The organism is Bacillus crepusculi (assembly GCF_014764715.1).
Classification (GTDB): Bacteria; Bacillota; Bacilli; order Bacillales; family Bacillaceae; genus Bacillus.
This window is the reverse complement of record NZ_JACXXE010000014.1, coordinates 1-17,700: the sequence shown is the minus strand read 5'-3', so window position 1 is coordinate 17,700 and position 17,700 is coordinate 1. Positions and strand designations below refer to the sequence as shown.

General features: G+C 41.8%; 15 protein-coding genes. 9 read left to right on the top strand and 6 right to left on the bottom strand.

Features of this window, described 5'->3' with window-relative positions:
* Positions 1-60: 60 nt before the first annotated feature.
* A complete protein-coding gene (locus IEE86_RS17130) occupies positions 61-1,326 on the bottom strand; it encodes a galactooligosaccharide ABC transporter substrate-binding protein GanS (RefSeq protein WP_191098257.1) in 1,266 nt (421 codons plus the stop codon).
* Positions 1,327-1,498: 172 nt separating this feature from the next.
* Positions 1,499-2,494 (bottom strand): LacI family DNA-binding transcriptional regulator, encoded by a 996-nt coding sequence (locus tag IEE86_RS17125; protein WP_191098256.1) that lies wholly within the window; start codon positions 2,492-2,494, stop codon positions 1,499-1,501.
* A gap of 172 nt (positions 2,495-2,666) precedes the next feature.
* Here IEE86_RS17125 and IEE86_RS17120 point away from each other — a divergent pair, with 172 nt between their 5' ends.
* Complete coding sequence (locus tag IEE86_RS17120) at positions 2,667-3,566, top strand: LysR family transcriptional regulator (RefSeq protein ID WP_191098255.1); 900 nt, start codon at positions 2,667-2,669, stop codon at positions 3,564-3,566.
* Between the two features lie 15 nt (positions 3,567-3,581).
* Here IEE86_RS17120 and IEE86_RS17115 read toward each other — a convergent pair whose 3' ends face one another.
* The 3 genes from IEE86_RS17115 to IEE86_RS17105 all read right to left on the bottom strand — a co-directional run bounded on the left by IEE86_RS17115 (position 3,582) and on the right by IEE86_RS17105 (position 7,251).
* Complete coding sequence (locus IEE86_RS17115) at positions 3,582-5,258, bottom strand: hypothetical protein (protein WP_191098254.1); 1,677 nt, start codon at positions 5,256-5,258, stop codon at positions 3,582-3,584.
* Positions 5,259-5,340: 82 nt separating this feature from the next.
* Positions 5,341-5,751, bottom strand: coding sequence for a hypothetical protein (locus IEE86_RS17110; RefSeq protein ID WP_191098253.1), 411 nt, complete (start codon positions 5,749-5,751; stop codon positions 5,341-5,343).
* A gap of 12 nt (positions 5,752-5,763) precedes the next feature.
* Complete coding sequence (locus IEE86_RS17105) at positions 5,764-7,251, bottom strand: lipase family protein (protein ID WP_224741059.1); 1,488 nt, start codon at positions 7,249-7,251, stop codon at positions 5,764-5,766.
* 115 nt (positions 7,252-7,366) lie between these two features.
* Between IEE86_RS17105 and IEE86_RS17100 the strand changes: the two genes are divergently transcribed.
* The 7 genes from IEE86_RS17100 to IEE86_RS17070 all read left to right on the top strand — a co-directional run bounded on the left by IEE86_RS17100 (position 7,367) and on the right by IEE86_RS17070 (position 14,490).
* Positions 7,367-7,870, top strand: coding sequence for a DUF1433 domain-containing protein (locus tag IEE86_RS17100; protein WP_191098251.1), 504 nt, complete (start codon positions 7,367-7,369; stop codon positions 7,868-7,870).
* A gap of 53 nt (positions 7,871-7,923) precedes the next feature.
* On the top strand, positions 7,924-8,109 hold the full coding sequence (locus IEE86_RS19720) for a hypothetical protein (RefSeq protein ID WP_411955708.1): 186 nt from the start codon (positions 7,924-7,926) through the stop codon (positions 8,107-8,109).
* A 207-nt stretch (positions 8,110-8,316) separates the two neighbouring features.
* The gene (locus IEE86_RS17090; protein WP_191098250.1) at positions 8,317-9,252 is read left to right on the top strand and encodes a nucleoside hydrolase; all 936 of its coding nucleotides are present in this window, start codon (positions 8,317-8,319) and stop codon (positions 9,250-9,252) included.
* Between the two features lie 92 nt (positions 9,253-9,344).
* Positions 9,345-10,202 (top strand): MurR/RpiR family transcriptional regulator, encoded by an 858-nt coding sequence (locus tag IEE86_RS17085; RefSeq protein ID WP_191098249.1) that lies wholly within the window; start codon positions 9,345-9,347, stop codon positions 10,200-10,202.
* Positions 10,203-10,385: 183 nt separating this feature from the next.
* On the top strand, positions 10,386-11,930 hold the full coding sequence (gene gntK / locus IEE86_RS17080) for a gluconokinase (RefSeq protein ID WP_191098248.1): 1,545 nt from the start codon (positions 10,386-10,388) through the stop codon (positions 11,928-11,930).
* Between the two features lie 24 nt (positions 11,931-11,954).
* Positions 11,955-13,283 carry a GntP family permease gene (locus IEE86_RS17075; protein WP_191098247.1) on the top strand — a complete coding sequence of 443 codons (1,329 nt, stop codon included), beginning with the start codon at positions 11,955-11,957 and terminating at the stop codon, positions 13,281-13,283.
* Positions 13,284-13,374: 91 nt separating this feature from the next.
* Positions 13,375-14,490, top strand: coding sequence for a DNA alkylation repair protein (locus IEE86_RS17070; RefSeq protein WP_191098246.1), 1,116 nt, complete (start codon positions 13,375-13,377; stop codon positions 14,488-14,490).
* A 15-nt stretch (positions 14,491-14,505) separates the two neighbouring features.
* Here IEE86_RS17070 and IEE86_RS17065 read toward each other — a convergent pair whose 3' ends face one another.
* Entirely contained in the window at positions 14,506-15,843 is a 1,338-nt protein-coding gene (locus IEE86_RS17065; protein ID WP_191098245.1) for an amino acid permease, read from the bottom strand.
* 318 nt (positions 15,844-16,161) lie between these two features.
* On the opposite strand from IEE86_RS17065, the gene IEE86_RS17060 reads away from it, so the two are divergent.
* On the top strand, positions 16,162-17,676 hold the full coding sequence (locus IEE86_RS17060) for a methyl-accepting chemotaxis protein (protein ID WP_191098244.1): 1,515 nt from the start codon (positions 16,162-16,164) through the stop codon (positions 17,674-17,676).
* Positions 17,677-17,700 lie beyond the last annotated feature (24 nt).

Genomic DNA, 17,700 nt, shown 5'->3' with positions numbered 1-17,700 from the left:
TATGAAATTAGATCAAAGAGCGGGCAGCTTAATAGACGCAAGGCTACCCGCGCTTGATATTTACTTTGAGTGATTTGCTTTAATTTGAGAATCGATTTGATTGACCGCATCATCAAATGCCTTTTTCACATCTGTACGGCCGGTTGCGATGAGACCTAATGCGCTGTCAATCGGCTTCCACACCTCCGCCATTTCTGGGTTATTTGGTGTCAGCGTGGCATATTTCGTTTGTTTGGAAACAGCATCCGCATTTGCGTTTTCTGTAATGATTGGATCCTTCATCAGCTTTTTCACTGGTGGAATTTCCTCTGTTACTTCAAAGCGCTTTTTCGAATTTTTTTCGTTCGTGATAAACTCAACAAATTTCTCAGCAAGTTCTTTATTTTTAGAATAAGAGGAAATGTTATAGCTCTTTACACCTAGGAATGAGCTCATATGTTTTCCATTAGGGAGTGTTGGCAGTTCGGCTACACCATAGTCAATACCAGCTTCTTTATATGGACCAAATGACCACGGACCAGAAATCACAGCCGCCGCCTTTTTCTCTGTGAATAAGGAGTTGAGGACATTGATTCCTTGTTCACCAATAATGCCTTTTGGAAATAGTCCTTCGCTAAAGAATTTTTGAATGTATTTTCCGCCTTCGATGGCGCCATCGTTGTTCAAGCCAATATCTTTCACGTCATAAGAACCATCGCTTTTCTGCTTGAAAATATAGCCCCCTGAGCCGCCTAACACACTTTGTGCGTAGTAAATTTCATCCCATTTTGCGACAAAACCGTATTTCCCGTCCTTTGTCAGCTTTTTCGAAAGATCATACCAGCCATCGAGTGTAGTGGGTGCCTTTTTGACAAGGTCTTTGTTATAGAAAAGCACCGTTGTTTCAACGGACTTTGGCAGACCATATAGCTTGCCATTCACCGTTTGTGACTGAATGGCTTCGTCTGTGAAGGAGTCAATCACCTTTTGATCTGGCTTAATTTCCTGTAATAGTCCCTCTGTTACAGATGAACCAATTTGATCGTGAGGCATGGTGATCACATCTGGACCAGTGCCGGCTGCACCATCAAGGCGGAGAGCTTCAATTTGGTCGGCATACGCTTTTTCGACCACTTTGATTTTCACATCGTTTTGCTTTTCGAATTCTTTTACAGCGTCTTGAATCCCATCAGACTTTTTGACATCCTCCCACACTAGCAAGGTCTTTGTACCTGTAGATGCGGGCTGTGTTCCGCTTGAATTGACGTCTCCTGGTCCGCATGCTGAAAGCAGAAGTACAGCAGCACCAACGACTGCTGATAATGTCGCCCATTTTCCCTTTTTCATTGGTAATCCCCTCTCGTACTTTTTTCACAGATGATAAGAAAACGCTTTCTTAATGTGAGAATATCAACTTGAGTAAAAAAAGTAAACATATTTTATTAAATTTATTAAGTAAAATTTTTTACTAATGTGGAGAGAAAAGAAGCCCTCCACATTGGGCGGGGCTTCCAGCTAATTATATGGTGCTTTTCCGAAAGACAGGTTCAGAGGCAATCAGCACGGTTTTGGGCAATGTTCTGCCGTCAACAAGTCTTTCTAAAAGTAAATCGACCGCTGTCTCACAAAGTAAAGATGTATGAATGTGATAGGTTGTGAGCGGTGGTGACACATATTGAGAAACGTGGATATCGTTGATACTAAAGACACTGACGCGATTTGGCAGAGCATAACCACGCTCATTTAATGCCTGTAAACAGCCGATGGCAAGAGGGTCACTTGCGACACAAAAGGCGGTTGGTAGATCATCACCAAGCTCATCAATCGCCCTCATCATTAGTGAATAGCCTTCATCTACAGAGAAATGGTGACCGATATAAATCAATCGCTCATCCATCAGATTGTGTGCCGTCATGTACTCACGGAAAGTCGTTTCACGAATATCTGGAATATGCACATTCGTATTCAGATCAAGGTCTGTCCCGCCAATGAACCCAACGGATTTGTGCTTTTTTTCGATAAAGGAATCAATGATCTTTTCAACAATTCGTCTCAGGTTAGGCTTTACAGAATCAAAACGGTCTTCATCTGGCGACGTATCAATAAAGACGATGTGCTGGGTGATCGCATATAATTGGTCAAGCTCTGACTTTTTAAAACGACCGATGGCAATAATCCCTTCTGTAGAAGGATCAATGGAGTGAAGACCATCAGTTGGATTGTAAGCGGTGACATTTAAACTCCGGGTTTTGCTGAGTTCCTCGATGCCCAAACGAATGGATTTAAAATAAATATCTTCAAGCTCTTCCTTTTCGGTCATCCAATAGAGAAAGGCGATTTTTTTTAATGAATGTTTGAATGTCTTTTTTTGATAGGACAAAGCTTCCGCCGCCGCGTATACTTTTTCGCGTGTTTGATCCGTGACTGAAAGGTTCGGATCTTGGTTCAGTACGCGAGATACAGTCGCAATGGATAATCCAGCTTTTTCAGCAATGTCCTTTATTTTTGCTGCCAAATCAGCACCTCCTATAGAAAATATCTCCTCTCAGTATAGAGTCTTTAAAAAAATTAGTAAATATTTTTATTAAATTGTTTTTGTTTAGACGGTTCTTTACGCAAATGAAAGGAATTAGTAAGATATATGTAATGAAGGTGTTGGATTAAGATTTCTGATAGGAGAGGGACAGATGTATTACGATGCACTGAAGACATTTGTGACAGTTGTGGAAGAGAAAAATTTTACAAAAGCGGCCCAGAAGCTGCGGATATCTCAGCCGAGTGTCAGTCTTCATATTAAGAACTTGGAGCAGGAATTTCAGACCGTTCTGCTCAATCGTTCGCCAAAGCAATTAACTGTTACACCAACTGGGGATATGTTGTACCATCGATCAAAACAAATCATTCGTTTATATGAACAGGCGAAGCAGGATATTTATGAGCATCATCATTTGGCAAGAGGGAAGCTGACCATTGGGGCAAGTTTCACAATTGGTGAATACGTGCTACCGCAAATATTAGCGGAGTTTCATCAGCTCTATCCGCATGTTGATATTGAGGTGGTCATTGATAATACAGAAGCAATCGCCAGGCATGTCCGCTTATTTCATGTCGACATCGGTTTGATCGAGGGACAGACCAATGACAAAGAACTTTCTGTAGAAACCTTTCTAGAGGACGAGCTTTACATCGTTGCGCCGTTAGATCACCCATTTGCCAAGAAGAAGGATGTCACGATTGATCAATTGCAAAACGAAACATGGATCACGAGAGAAGAGGGTTCAGGTACAGGAGAATACTTACAGCACGTCCTAAAATCAAATGGATTGAAAGCGCGGACCTTTGTGACATTTAGCAGTAACCAAGCCATTAAAGAAGCTGTGATCCACGGAATGGGTCTTTCCATTTTATCAAAATATGTCCTCCAGCGAGGCAGCATTGGCGGTGAATTGGCTGTTATTTCTGTGAGGGGTATGGATTTCAAACGAAAATTCTCCTATGTCGAGTCACCGATGACAGGCGGGAATAAAAATAAGGAATTACTCGTTGAGTTGTTAAGGAAAGAGAAAAAAGGCGCTTCTCCACAGTAGGAGAAGCGTCTTTTTTTATAACCCTTTGATTTTTATTTCATCAACTGGAAGGAAAATTTCACCTGTATCTGTGTATTTGATCGTGACCTGATCCCCTTCTTTTAAATAAATTATAAGAGGCTCTTTTTCAGATGACATGGTGTAGTTTTTCCCATCATCGAGCAAGAAGGTGACGGTTGTATAATCACCGGTCTTTTCTTTATAGACTCGTTTGACTTTTCCTGCAGCTTCTTTCTTTTCCTGCTTAGATGAACTGTTAACGGTGCCGCCGCCTTTTTGAAGGGCTGTCTTATAGGCTCTTAGTGCTTCATTTGGTGTTGAAGCGTACGCAGCGATTTCGGGATTGGCTGCAGAAACAATAAAGTAGTTTTGCAGGAACCCGTTTGAATCGAGAACGGGTGTGAGCCAGCTGGCTTCTCCATAGAAATTATAAAGAATCGGCATGCGCCCTTTCCATTTCTTCTCGATGAATCGTTTCTCAATAATTTGCAATGCTCCTTGAGAATCCATGTAGGACTCTTCAAGATTCCCGGTATAATAAGTCGCTTTTCCTGTCCGGGCATTTGTCAGGGCATACCCGAGCATGGAATCAACGCCCTCTTTCGGACTGGTGAAATCTGTGAAGTAATACATATCTCCTTTTGAATCAAACACTGGACTTACATTGGCTTCTGTTCCTTCGTCAGAAGGCAGTTTCACATCTGATTTTCCAAACATACTGTTCCAAAAACCGTGAATATAATTTCCGAAATAACTGTTTTGCAGACTGACTGCCTCTGGTGAAACAGCACCATCGATAAAGGCAGGTACTTGATCTAGCGTATATTTCTTCGTCGCGCCAGTTTTGGCATCAACAACGACCACGCCTGAAGCTTTAAAGCCGTTTCGGGCAGAGATAAAGTCGCCATACGTTCGAATGTAATAAGGCTTGCCGTCATCGTTGATTTCCAGCTGTGTGTCTCCATAGAAAATCAAATCTGGGTACTGGAGACGGATATGCCGCTCAATTTCTTTGTTGAAATAGGAGGACGGCGTATAGACCATTTCTGTTTTCACGAACTTTGGATTAGCAGATGAGTCGGTCGCACTTAATATAAAGTAACCCGGCGTGCTGCCTGAACGAATCCATTTAAAGAAATCCGAAAATTCCACTGGTGCGATGTACACATATTCACCGTTGACCTTCTGAATTTGCAAGCTACCAAGCTCATAATAGCTTGTGTTTGGAACCTGTCCGAACGATTTCTTCATTTTATTGCGAGCAAATTGAGGCGGCACACTTGCAGGTGTTTCCGTCTCATCAAACGCTTTGATTTCGACTTTTTGCTCCATTTTGGAGACATCGTATTTCTCATTCGCATTGAATAGAAAAGCTGTCGCCATGTAAGCACCTAGAAGCAATAGAATAAGGAACAACGAGCCTTTGATCTTCCGCTCCAATCCAACTGATAAAAAGGCCCCTGCTGCTGTCACAACAAGTCCAATCAGCCATAGGGATGAAGGGTTACGGTCTAAATTGGTCATGTAATAGAAAACAAAAACACCGATCATGAACAGCAAAGCAAGGCCTGCAATCCATATAAGCGGAACCTGCTGTTCTGTCCCTTTCTTTCTAACGATCAACCTGAGCGGTGTGAGCAAAAGGGTCAAGACAAGACCGATCACAACCGAAAATAACAAAATATATCCCACAAACAGATCTCCTTTCAAATCAATCACTCTTTTAGTATATACGAGTGAGACGGGGAAAAGATTCACCGGATGGAAGGTTCATTTAAATGCCGATCGAGTCGATGGCGGATTGAACATCTTCTTTTAGCTCAAAAAATGTGAGTCTTTGTTCGATTTTTTCTATTAAGGCGTCAATGGCTTCACCTGACATATGGGTTTGGATCTCCCTTATATGTTGATACACGTTGACCAGAAGTTCATCGATCAGATCTAACATTTCTTCCGCTTCTTGGCGGTCTTCTGCAAATTCATTTTGAAGCTGATGCCGGATGGCTCTGATCAGCGCTGTTTTCTGTTCTTCTTTGATCTTTGCTTTCAAAACAGCCAGCTCTGCTGGTGTCATGTCTTCCGTGTTAAAGTTTGCTTTTGAGAAGATGGAGCTTGATGTATGCGTATCTGTCATTCTTTGCAAAAAACGATCTGCATCTGTTGGTTGTTTTTTTGAAAATTCCATTTGTCGTACTCCTTAAGAAATACCCATATTCTTGGCTAGGGCTGTATCTGCATCGTGGTATTGTTTTCCTAGCTGGCTCATATCATCTGATAGTGAATCCATCCACCTTTTTATATTCATCGCGCTATCAATCGCTGTATCATACTTTTTGACTGAATAGAACTCATTCTCAAGACCCTCTGTTTTTAAATGGCGAATCACGGCATCCACATCTGAAGCCGTCAGCTCGTCATACGAACCAAAGCCCACAATTTGTTTGTATCTCGAGCGAACCCGCTCTACAGATTGCTCCACTTTGTCATCGAGTTTTTCAATTTTACGAATGATTTGCTGCATATGGTGCTCGGCATATGTCGAGAATTTACGCCCTGTGTTCATGAGGACATGCGACTTGATTAAAATTGCCACCACACTATGCGGGTGAACATTCGACTGACTCAACTGATTCAACATGGCCGTGGTGAGAGAAGGATTTTTTCTCAACATATCATCAATGGTTTGAACGGAGCCATCTGACGAAAATGAATACCGATCTAAGCCATGGCTGCCAGCGAGGGCTTCAAGGAATAAATTGGCATCCAGTGAAGGATTCACACTCATTGCCCGATTGAGGAGATTTTTCATAAATTGGACGGCTTTTGAGGAGTCCTCGGAGTAATCGACGCCTTCAGGTAAAGCGGCATCATACATCACTTTCACACGACCGATTTCTGTCGTATGTCGATTTAAAAGAGAAAGCCCGTCATTGAGATTGATATATTCTGTTAATCTACTGCGGTAATCACCTTTTAAGGCTTTGGCTTGTAGGCCATCCGGTAGATTAGGGTAAATATTCGGATTCTCAAAGGTAACCCCGCCTTTAATAAAATCATTTTTAACAAGAACATAGGACGCATTCGACCCGCCAAGTGAATGCCCTGTCACATACATCTTCGCATTCGGCATTTTCTTATGGATCTCTTTCGCATATCGATCCGCCTGCACCATTTGATTCTCTGCGCCGTGTTCAAAAGGGATATTTTTAATCAAATACTTTGTATCCGAAATCAACCAATCCTGTACAACCTCATTTGTATAGGTCGTTGTCCCTGTCGTCACCTTCGTCGTGACGTCCTTTGACGTCTGTGACTGACTAAAAGGAGGCAGCTTTGTCAAAATGGTAGAAAGAAGATCATCTGACTCTTTTTTTCCATGTTTTTTAATGGTATCTTTATATTGGCCTGCGCCAATCGGTTCTGACCCGCGGTAAGCGATGACGGCGTTTTTGATTTTGGTGAGGTCTCTTCCTCCATCGGAGCGTTCGAAATCTTCTTCCGATACAAGGGTTAGTGCGTTAAGACCTTTTTTTGTTTCTTGGTGGTCAACGACATATATTATTTTACCATTTTTCAAGTGTATATCTTTAGAATTTTCATAGTTGAAGATATCATAAGATGCTGATGATATTTCATTATATTCTTTATCGCTAAGTTGATTAATTGAAGTTTTTTTGGTCAACATTTACACTCCTGTAATAATTATCATGTATATTATAAGATATTGTATGGTAAATATCTATAAAAAAGAGGTATAAAAAACCTATCGATTAAATCTTTAAAAGGTGGGGTATTTTTTTGTGAAAAACACATTTAAAGTTGTACTAATTGTTTTGATTAGTACCGTTGTTATTCTAGTAATATCACTTATTTTTCCAAAAGATAAAGAAAAAAAATCGGATGAATCAGGAGGTGAAACAATCGTGCAAGAGAAGAACGATCTAGAAAAGGCAGAAGAATTCGCAGAAGAAATGAAACCGAAAGTAGAAGAACGTTTACATAAAATAGATATTCACAACTTTATTAAAACCATTACGTTCGATAAGGGAGTAAACGTTAATCCAATGGGCTATATAATAATTAGAGGGTATATTAATGGTAAGCCAGAAAAGTATGATTTCTCTGCATCATTAGAATATCGATCTAAGGAAGTAGGTACAATGACTTTTTCTTCTGAATTATCTTATCGATTTAAAGACTGGGATAAATTTAAAGATGAGCCTGAACTAAAGGAAAACTATCTTAAAAGACTCTCTAAAAAAGAACGTGAACAGTATCTTAAGGATATTGGAGAAAAAGAGTAAAGCAGGTATCACCTACCTGTTTTTTATTTTTCATTAATAACAAGGCGGTAGAGATGAAAAATACAATAAAACTTGTATCTGTATGGGGTGTGATCATCCTTCTCTCAGTGACTTCATTAATCGTTCAGCACAATAAGCAAAGTCAATCGAATGATGCGGTGCAAGAAAAAAGCGATCAAGAAAAAGCAGAAGAGTTCGCAGAGAAGATGAAGCCAAAAATATTCCAATGGGATATGTAACAGTTGATGGTTATATAAATGATGAGCAGGAGATAAAAGAAAACTACCTTAATAGACTCTCTGAAAAAGAACGAGAACAGTATCTAAAAGACATCGGCGAAAAAGAGTAAAACAAACGTCAAAAAGATATTTATTCCCTAAATGGATGACAGAGGGATATGCTATCATTCCCCTAACAACACTTTCAAATAAGGGGGAGATTCAGCCATGGCAAATACAAAGAAATTGATCTTGGATGTAGACACTGGCATAGATGACGCCATCGGGATTTTGCTGGCAGTGAAAAGTAAGCGGTTTGATATGTTGGGGATTACAACGGTGTGCGGGAATGTGTCTGTTGATGCGGCTACATTGAATACGTGTAAAGTGCTTGAGTTGGTTGAGGCAGAGGAAATCCTTGTCATCAAAGGTGCAGCGACTCCTCTTTTGAGAGCTCCTCATTATGAACATCGGGTGCATGGGGAGGATGGAATTGGCGGCGCTTTAAAGGATGCCCGGCCTAAGAAGACTTCAGATGCTGGTTTTGCGCCTGACTTTATCATTGAACAAGTGCTGAAGTATTCAAAGCAGGTGACGCTTGTGTTGACAGGACCTTTAACGAATTTAGCCCTTGCGGTGAAAAAATGCCCTGAGCTGATTCATCACGTGAAAGAAGTCATTTTTATGGGTGGGGTCGTGCAGGGACAGGGGAACGTCACACCGGTTGCGGAATTTAATACATATGCAGATCCAGAAGCGGCAAAAGTAGTGCTGGAGGCTGGCTTTCCTTCATTGACTCAAGTTGGATTAGATGTCACGAGACAGGTCTTGTTAACGGATGAGAGAATTGATGCTATTCAGAATGAAACGTTGGCAAGTTATATCAGAGAGAGTACAAAGATTTATCGCCAGCGCTATTTTGAGCGGAATGGTGTGTGGGCGTGTGCAATGCATGATCCGCTTGCTGTGAGTCTGGCGATTGAGAAGCAGCTTGTGAGCACACAGGCTTTTCATGTAGAAGTGGAGACGAAGAGTGAGCTTTGTGATGGTCAGATGATATGTGATTTTCAGCATCAATGGGAGAAAGAGCGTAACGTCCAAGTATGTATGGATGTAGATGCTGAAGCATTCTTTGACTTATTGATCCAAGTCATGAATTCTTAGAAAAGAAGTCTGTGCAAACAGGCTTCTTTTTTATAAGATGGGAACATGAGGAAATGTATGCGTTAACATTAATGAAGAAGGAGTGAAGTCGATTGGCTTCTGTCAGTTTAAGTAGTATTGAAAAGATACGGGCAGCAAGCAGAGGATTGCCGCCAAAGCTGAAAGCAATTGCAGAACATATTACGAATGAGCCCCGCGACATCATCCATTTGTCTATTGTAGAGCTTGCCAAAAAGACAGCGAGTTCAGAGGCAACGATTTTTCGACTCTGTAAAAGGCTTGGATTTGAGGGCTATCAAGATTTAAAGATTGCTATTGCCCAGGAAATAGACCAAACAAAGCCTGAGTATGTCGATGAAGAGATGAGTCTTGATGATGATACGGCGGTATTTATGCAAAAGGTATTTCAGGCGAATATATCTGCATTAAAGGATAGTTTTCAATTGTTGAATCCAGAGGATGTAGAAAAAGCCATCCAAATCATTCATGAAGCTGAACGTTTAGAGTTTTATGGGAGCGGTGGGTCCGGCCTCATTGCAACAGATGCTTTTCACAAATTTATGAGAACAGGCATCAACTGTATTGTCCATACAGACTCTCATTTTCAAGCGATGTCTGCCGGTCTCCTTGATCATCAGAGTACAGTGATCGGTATATCTCATTCTGGTCGAAATAAAGATTTACTCGATGCGATGAAAACAGCAAAGAAAAAGGGAGCCAAAACCATTGGCATTACAAGCTATCAGCGCTCTCCATTGAGTCAGCTTGCAGATGTTACATTGTATACATCAACACAAGAAACGGCTTTTCGAACGGAAGCGATGTCTGCAAGGCTTGCTCAGCTCACTGTCATTGACGTCCTATATTTTGCGCTTGCGCATTTAAGGCAGCAGGAAACATTAACAAACTTAAAGCAAATGAGAGAAACGATTTCTCAAAAAAGGGTTTGATCATTTCAAAAATAAATTTTTCTAATAGCGAAAAATACTGTTGTGGTAACGATTGTGAGCTTTTAAGTGAAAATAATTTTCTTTTCGGTCGTTGAATGTCGAAAAAAATATTCCTATAATGGGATTTAACAGGTACATCAAAACTATAAAATTATTTCAAATCAATGATTGGGCGTGATACAGATGAAGGGAAACCAGGCGGTAATTGGTTTGGATATTGGTACAACTAGTACAAAGGCGGTTCTGTTTGGACCACAGGGGAAAGTCATATCAAAGCATTCAGTTTCTTATGACCTCATTCACCCCCAGCCAGCATGGGTTGAGCAGGACCCTGAACATATTTTAGATGCTGTCATTGCGAGTGTAAGAGGCGCATTGACGAAAGCAGCATTTGATGCAATAAATCTGATAGGCGTCGGAATTAGTACGGCGATGCATTCCTTAATCGTCATGGATGAGGATGGAAAAGCATTAACAAACAGTATCATTTGGGCTGATAACAGAAGTGCAGAGCAAGCGAAACGAATCATAACGGAGATGGATGGCTTTCAAATTTATAAAAGAACCGGTACACCGATCCATCCAATGTCACCGCTTTCAAAAATACGATGGATCAAGGAAATGACACCTGATGTCTTCAAGCAGGCAGCAAAATTTATTTCCATAAAGGAATATATTCTCTATCATTTCTTCGGTCAGTATGTGGTCGATTATTCAATCGCATCCGCAACAGGAATGTTTCGTTTGGAAACGCTTCAATGGGACGCGGAGGCACTTCGCATTGCTGGAATTGAAGCCAATCAACTGTCGGAGCTTGTTCCAACGACGCATCAGCTGAGAGGGCTTCAGCCAGAGATTGCGCTGCGAATGGGGATAGCGGAAGATACACCGTTTATCGTTGGTGCGAATGATGGGGTTCTAGCGAATTTAGGTGTTGGTGCGATTGGCAAAGGAGAGGTGGCTGTCACAATTGGGACAAGCGGTGCAGTCCGTACCGTCGTGGACAAGCCGGTAACAGACGAGCACTCAAGGACATTTTGCTATGCACTGACGGACAAGCATTGGGTGGTCGGAGGACCGACTAATAACGGCGGGATTATGCTGAGATGGCTGAAGGATGAATTTGGATCTTCCGAGGTGGAGGTAGCAAAGCGCCTTGGTGTGGACCCTTATGATCTGATGATTGATATTGCGGAAAAGGTGCCAGCCGGTTCAGAGGGATTGCTGTTTCTACCATTTTTAACAGGTGAGCGTGCGCCTTATTGGAATCCAAATGCGAGAGGTACTTTCTTTGGAATTGGCCTTCAGCATAAGCGCGAGCATTTTATTAGAGCCGTGTTAGAAGGCGTCATTATGAGTGTTTTCTCGATTGGTGTTGCCTTAAGAGATTTAACTGGTTCAGCAAAGGATGTCAGGGCTTCGGGTGGTTTTGCAAGGTCTCCGTTATGGCGGCAAATTTTATCAGATACGATGGGCAGAGAAGTACTTGTTCCAGAAAGCTACGAGGCATCAGCACTTGGTGCGGCTGTCCTTGCACTTCATAGTTTAGGTCATATGGAAGAGATAGAAGAGGTTCAAGAGTGGATTCGGATCTCTGCCCGTCATGAACCAAATATGGAGAACAATGAAACCTACATAGAGCTGTTTTATTTATATGAGCGCCTCTATGACAAACTGAAGGATGAATTTGATGTCATTAGTGCGCTGCAATTAAAACAAAATCGTTAAACATCAGGGGAAAGGTGGGAGAGTATGCTTTTATTCATTGTGATTGCGGCGATTGTCCTTTTACTCATTCTCATTACAGTCGCTAAGTTGAATCCGTTTGTGAGTTTAATTATCACCTCTATGCTTGTCGGTTTTGCCACAGGGATGGATTTACAGGAAATCATTCAATCGATTAAAACGGGATTAGGAAATACGTTATCATTGCTGGCGATTGTTCTAGCGCTTGGAACCATGCTTGGGAAAATGATGGCTGAATCAGGGGGAGCTGAGCGGATTGCTCAAACTTTAATCGGCCGTTTTGGGACGAAAAATGTGCACTGGGCGATGATGTTTGTTGCCTTTATCGTGGGAATACCTGTGTTTTTCCAGGTGGGATTCGTTCTTCTCATTCCTTTACTCTTTACCATTGCGATTGAAACGGGCATATCGCTCGTGACGATTGGGATTTCATTAATCGCTGGATTGTCTGTTGTGCATGGTCTTGTGCCGCCTCATCCAGCTGCCATGGCAGCAGTTGGCATCTATCATGCCAATGTGGGGAAAACCATTTTCTTTTCCATTATTGTTGGATTGCCGACAGCTATTATTGCTGGGCCGCTGTATGGGAAGTGGATTGGCAAACGGATACATAAGCCAGTTCCAGAGATGCTGAGAAAGCAATTCACTGAACGAAATGAAGATCGAAAGCTTCCTGGCTTTGCGAATACGATGTTTACCATTTTGGTACCGGTGATTTTAATGCTTCTTGCCACACTGGCGGACATTATTTTACCGGAGGACAGTATTTGGTTTCAGATATTCAAGTATATTGGAGATCCAATTACAGCACTGCTGATTGCAACGGTGTATTCTTTCTTCAGCCTTGGGTTTATGCAAGGGATGAGCCGTGATCGGGTGCTTTCATTTAGCAACGAGTGTTTAGGTCCAATTGCTTCTATTCTCCTTGTCATTGGAGCAGGCGGAGCTTTCAATAATGTGCTCATTGATTCGGGTGTGGGGGATTATATTGCAGATTTAGCCAAACACTCGCCGATCTCACCGATTTTGCTTAGCTGGCTGATTGCTGCGGTTATTCGTGTGGCAACAGGATCTGCTACGGTATCCATGATGACGGCAGCTGGTATTGTAGCTCCAATTGCTGCGTCGATGCCGGATGTGAGCAGAGAGCTCCTTGTGTTAGCAACAGGAGCAGGTTCGTTGATTTTATCTCATGTCAATGACTCTGGTTTTTGGCTGATCAAAGAGTATTTTGGTATGACCATTAAAGAGACATTCTTGACTTGGACTGCTATGGAGACGATCATTTCTGTTAGTGCTATTGCATTTATTATGATCATTAATATGTTTATATAGCGAACGCAACAGCCTAGTTCTAAAGAATTGGGCTGTTTTTGCTTGTTGCGATACCACTTTTTTCGGATTGGGGTAAAATGAGAATATTGAGATGTGGGAGGCGGACACGATCGAACCATTAAAACATGTTTATCATGAATTATTTATTCAAGAATTAGCGGAGAAACTTGAACAAGCGTCCACTAATTTTGATACGGCTGAATTCCAGCGGCTCGTGCTTCAAGAGGATTGGCCACAGCTTGAGTTAAAAGGACGAATGAGAAGAGTCACTGAATCAATGCATGCCTGTCTGCCGGGGGATTACGAGCAGGCGATTCAGGTGCTGCGTCAGGCAGCACCGCATTTCTCAGGACTTAGTGCGCTCGTATTTCCAGACTACGTCGAGACGTACGGTCTGGCACATTGGGATATCTCGATCAAGGCGCTCGAATTCTTTACGTCTTTTTCGACATCTGAATTTGCTGTTCGGCCTTTTCTAATTCAGGATCAAGCCAGCATGCTGGCGCAAATGCTAGCGTGGTCTCAGGATCAAAATGAGCATATCCGCAGGCTTGCTAGTGAAGGATGCAGGCCACGTTTGCCATGGGGCTTATCTGTTCCTGCACTTAAAAAGGATCCCTCGGTCACACTACCTATTTTGGAAAACTTGAAGTCGGATCCGGCGAGGTATGTGCAAAAAAGTGTAGCGAATCATTTAAACGATATCTCTGCGATTCAGCCTGATCTGATGAAGGAGACGGTCAGAAGCTGGTATGGAACCAATGAACATACGAACTGGATTGTCAAACATGCATCCCGTACATTACTAAAAAAGGGTGATCCAGATATCATGGCTTTGTTTGGCTATGGAGACGATCCATCCGTTCAAGTAACAGATTTGCGGATAGCGCAAGATTCTATTCGTATTGGCGAGAAAATGACCTTTCATTTTACTCTTCAGGCGAAAAGACCATTAAAGCTGCGTGTAGAGTATGCCATCGACTATGTCAAAGCTCGGGGTACCCGCAATCAAAAGGTATTTAAAATCACAGAGTTTGAAACAGGTTCAGCGTTACATAGAGAATTCGTCAGGACACAGTCTTTTCAAAATATGACGACGAGAAAGCACTATGAGGGGACCCATACGTTAACGATCATCATCAACGGCATCCCAAAAGCATCAATTGACTTTGAAGTCGAAGCAGCTCATGAAAAAACCCGCCACTGAGGCGGGTTTTGGTGTTTAATCCTTCTTTTTCATTAAGAATGAAGCAATAATTGCAGCGACTAAGAAACCGATGCTTATAATCGAGCTAGGCAAGTTCTCTTGTCTGAATAGGAACAAAACAAAACTCACACTTAGTACAAGACCTGCAAAGAGCGTCAAATACGGAAATAGCCAAACCTTGAAATACGGCTCTTGGGGGTATTGTGGACGCAGTTTTAAATGTGCCAGACAAATGCTGATCCAAATAAGGGAAACAGCAAAACCAGGAATAGCCAGCATATAACTGAAAATTTGTTCTGGATATAAGTAAGCAAAGAACGTTCCGATGAGAAGAAACAGAACGGTTACCCATAAACTTAAAATGGGTACGCCTCTTTTATTGACCTGTGCTAGCTTTTTCGGACCGCCGTCTGATTTAGATAGAGAATGAATCATTCTCGTCGTCCCATAAATTCCAGAATTGGCCGCTGATAGAACGGCTGTAATCAATACGAAATTAATGAAGTGAGAGGCGCCTTGCATACCAGCAGCAGAGAAGACTTGGACAAAAGGACTGTTATTTGGATCGATTTGATTCCAAGGAATGAGTCCGCAGATGATCAAAATTGGCAATGTGTAAAATAAAATAACACGCCACATCATACTTTTGACAACACCTGGTAAGACTTTCTCCGCATTTTTCGTTTCTGTAATGGTCAGCCCGATCAATTCAGAGCCCCCATAAGAGAAAATAACCACTAATAATGATGCAAAGATCGCACCCCATCCGTTCGGGATGAAGTTTTGATAATTGGTGAGAGCAGGTGTGCTTTGTTCGTTCGGAATGATCCCAAATAATAATGCTGCACCGAGAATAATAAAGACAATAATAACGAAAATTTTCATTCCAGCGAACCAAAACTCAATTTCACCAAAGTATTTTACATTATTTAAGTTAATTCCGATGACTAAGAGCGAGCAAAGTAAACATAGTGACCAGAGCGGCACGTTCGGCATCCAATATTGGAGCAGACTGCCTGCTGCAATGATCTCGATGACACACACAGTGAGCCACATAAAACAGTAAACCCAGCCGACTACAAATGAAAAACGTTGACCAAGCGCAAGCTGTATAAGGTCGCGAAGGTTATTTCCCGGATAGACAATGGCCATTTCAGCTAAGGCTGCCATCACAATGAGAAGTAGTAATCCGGCAAATACATAGGAAAAGATGACCCCAGGACCTGCTAAACCGATTGTATCGGCACTTCCCTTAAAGATTCCTGTACCAATGACCCCGCCCAGCGCAATCATGCGAATGTGACGCGGTGATAAAAGCTTTTTTAATTCTTGTTGTTCCTGATTCGCGCTCATGTCGTTCTCCTTTTTTAAAAATGCTTATGTTCCATTTTCTTTTTTCAAGACGCTAGTGTCAATATAAAAAAAGAGATTTTTCAGACAAAAAAGAAGGTTGATTCTATCAAATGAGACACTAATCTCCATAAATTCCTACCTTTACCTAAATCCGAAATATTAAACCTCGTGAAAAATGGACATTTGCCTTATTTACGACATAAACAATTTTCTGTTTTTGTCGATATATCATTTGTATTACTAAAGACCTAATAAAGAATTGTTTATAACTGTAAAATATTTCAAAATTGTATAAAGAGCTGAAAGGAGTTATTAAAGATGTTTATGAGAAAAGCAAGTGATTCATCGGCGGGTACCCTTCTAAATGAAAGCGGTCAATTAATCGAGCGAATCGAGAAGGGAGATTTTTCAGCAAGACTGGATACTGCTGCATTTTCTTCTAGTCAAGCAATAGAAGCAGTGGCTCAAATAAATGAAGCTTTACAAAAAATGCAGGAATCGCATGAAAATATTCATATGCGCATGAATTTAGTGACAAAAGCGATTCATGTTGGCTTATGGGATATGACGGTCGTAGCAGGAGATCCGGTGAATCCAAAAAATGAATTCACATGGACGGATGATTTCCGCAAAATGCTCGGCTTTCAAAATGAACAAGATTTTCCGAATGTCTTAGACAGCTGGGCATCTCGCATTCATCCAGATGAACAGGAATACACCTTGAATGCGTTCTCTACGCATTTATTGGATCATTCTGGGCGTACGCCATATGATATCGAATATCGTTTGAAGTTAAAAAACGGAGATTATCGCTGGTTCAAAGCAACAGGAACGACTATTCGTGATCGAAATGGTGTACCTCTTCGTGTGGCAGGGGCTCTTTTTGATATTCATGATCAGAAATTGAAAGAAGAAGAGCTGCAAGCATTCGTGACAAGATATGACCTGATCAATCGTGCGCTTGTAGAAGCTCCTTGGGACATGGTGGTAGAGGCTGGCGATCCAGTCAATCCAAACAATGAATTCTGGTGGTCTCCACAGTTCAGAAAAACGCTTGGTTTTACAGATGAAAAAGATTTTCCGAACGTGTTGAGTAGCTGGAGCGATCGTTTGCACCCTGAGGATCAAGAAATAGCTCTTCAAGCCTTTGCGGATCATTTAAATGACCACTCTGGACGTACGCCATTTGACATTGATTATAGATTGCAGAGCAAAAATGGGGAGTATCGCTGGTATCATGCGGGTGGTGAAACCATTCGTGATGAGAAGGGTGTACCTCTTCGTGTGGCAGGCACCATTCGTGACATCACTTTAGAAAAGAATAAAGAGAAAACAGCCAATGAAATGGCTTCCCAGGTAGAACAGCTTTCAAGTTCTATTAGTGAGATGGTATCGGGGATTAGCTCTGTGACAAACCAAGCGCAGGAACTTGCTGTTGCTCAAGAGCAGTCAACGTCTGCCGCAAATCTAGCGAAAAACAGTGCAGATGAGACGAAAAACATTTCTGACTTGATCAAAGAAGTGGCGAATCAAACGAACCTGCTTGGTTTGAATGCTGCGATCGAAGCCGCTAGAGCTGGTGAACAGGGCCGCGGATTCTCTGTCGTTGCAGATGAAGTGCGTAAGCTGGCGCTTCATAGTGCCAATGCGACGGAAAATATCGAATCTAGTTTAACTGAAATGAAAACGCAAATTGATGAAATTCTTGAAAACATCTCGAATATGACAGCTCTTACACAAACGCAGGCTGCTTTAACAGAGCAAGTGAATGCTTCAGTCGATGAAGTGAATCATATGTCTCAGCGTCTTGTGGCGTATTCAAAGAGTATCTAATCTTAAAAACCGCCCTCTCGGTAG

Excerpts from the sequence above, each read along its gene's own strand:
- IEE86_RS17110 (WP_191098253.1), bottom strand. The coding sequence starts at position 5,751 with ATGGAATTTTCAAAAAAACAACCAACAGATGCAGATCGTTTTTTGCAA.
- IEE86_RS17060 (WP_191098244.1), top strand. The coding sequence starts at position 16,162 with ATGTTTATGAGAAAAGCAAGTGATTCATCGGCGGGTACCCTTCTAAAT.
- IEE86_RS17130 (WP_191098257.1), bottom strand. The coding sequence starts at position 1,326 with ATGAAAAAGGGAAAATGGGCGACATTATCAGCAGTCGTTGGTGCTGCT.
- IEE86_RS17065 (WP_191098245.1), bottom strand. The coding sequence starts at position 15,843 with ATGAGCGCGAATCAGGAACAACAAGAATTAAAAAAGCTTTTATCACCG.
- IEE86_RS17090 (WP_191098250.1), top strand. The coding sequence starts at position 8,317 with ATGGCAAATACAAAGAAATTGATCTTGGATGTAGACACTGGCATAGAT.
- IEE86_RS17120 (WP_191098255.1), top strand. The coding sequence starts at position 2,667 with ATGTATTACGATGCACTGAAGACATTTGTGACAGTTGTGGAAGAGAAA.
- IEE86_RS17070 (WP_191098246.1), top strand. The coding sequence starts at position 13,375 with ATGTGGGAGGCGGACACGATCGAACCATTAAAACATGTTTATCATGAA.
- IEE86_RS17105 (WP_224741059.1), bottom strand. The coding sequence starts at position 7,251 with ATGTTGACCAAAAAAACTTCAATTAATCAACTTAGCGATAAAGAATAT.
- IEE86_RS17075 (WP_191098247.1), top strand. The coding sequence starts at position 11,955 with ATGCTTTTATTCATTGTGATTGCGGCGATTGTCCTTTTACTCATTCTC.
- IEE86_RS19720 (WP_411955708.1), top strand. The coding sequence starts at position 7,924 with ATGAAAAATACAATAAAACTTGTATCTGTATGGGGTGTGATCATCCTT.
- gntK (WP_191098248.1), top strand. The coding sequence starts at position 10,386 with ATGAAGGGAAACCAGGCGGTAATTGGTTTGGATATTGGTACAACTAGT.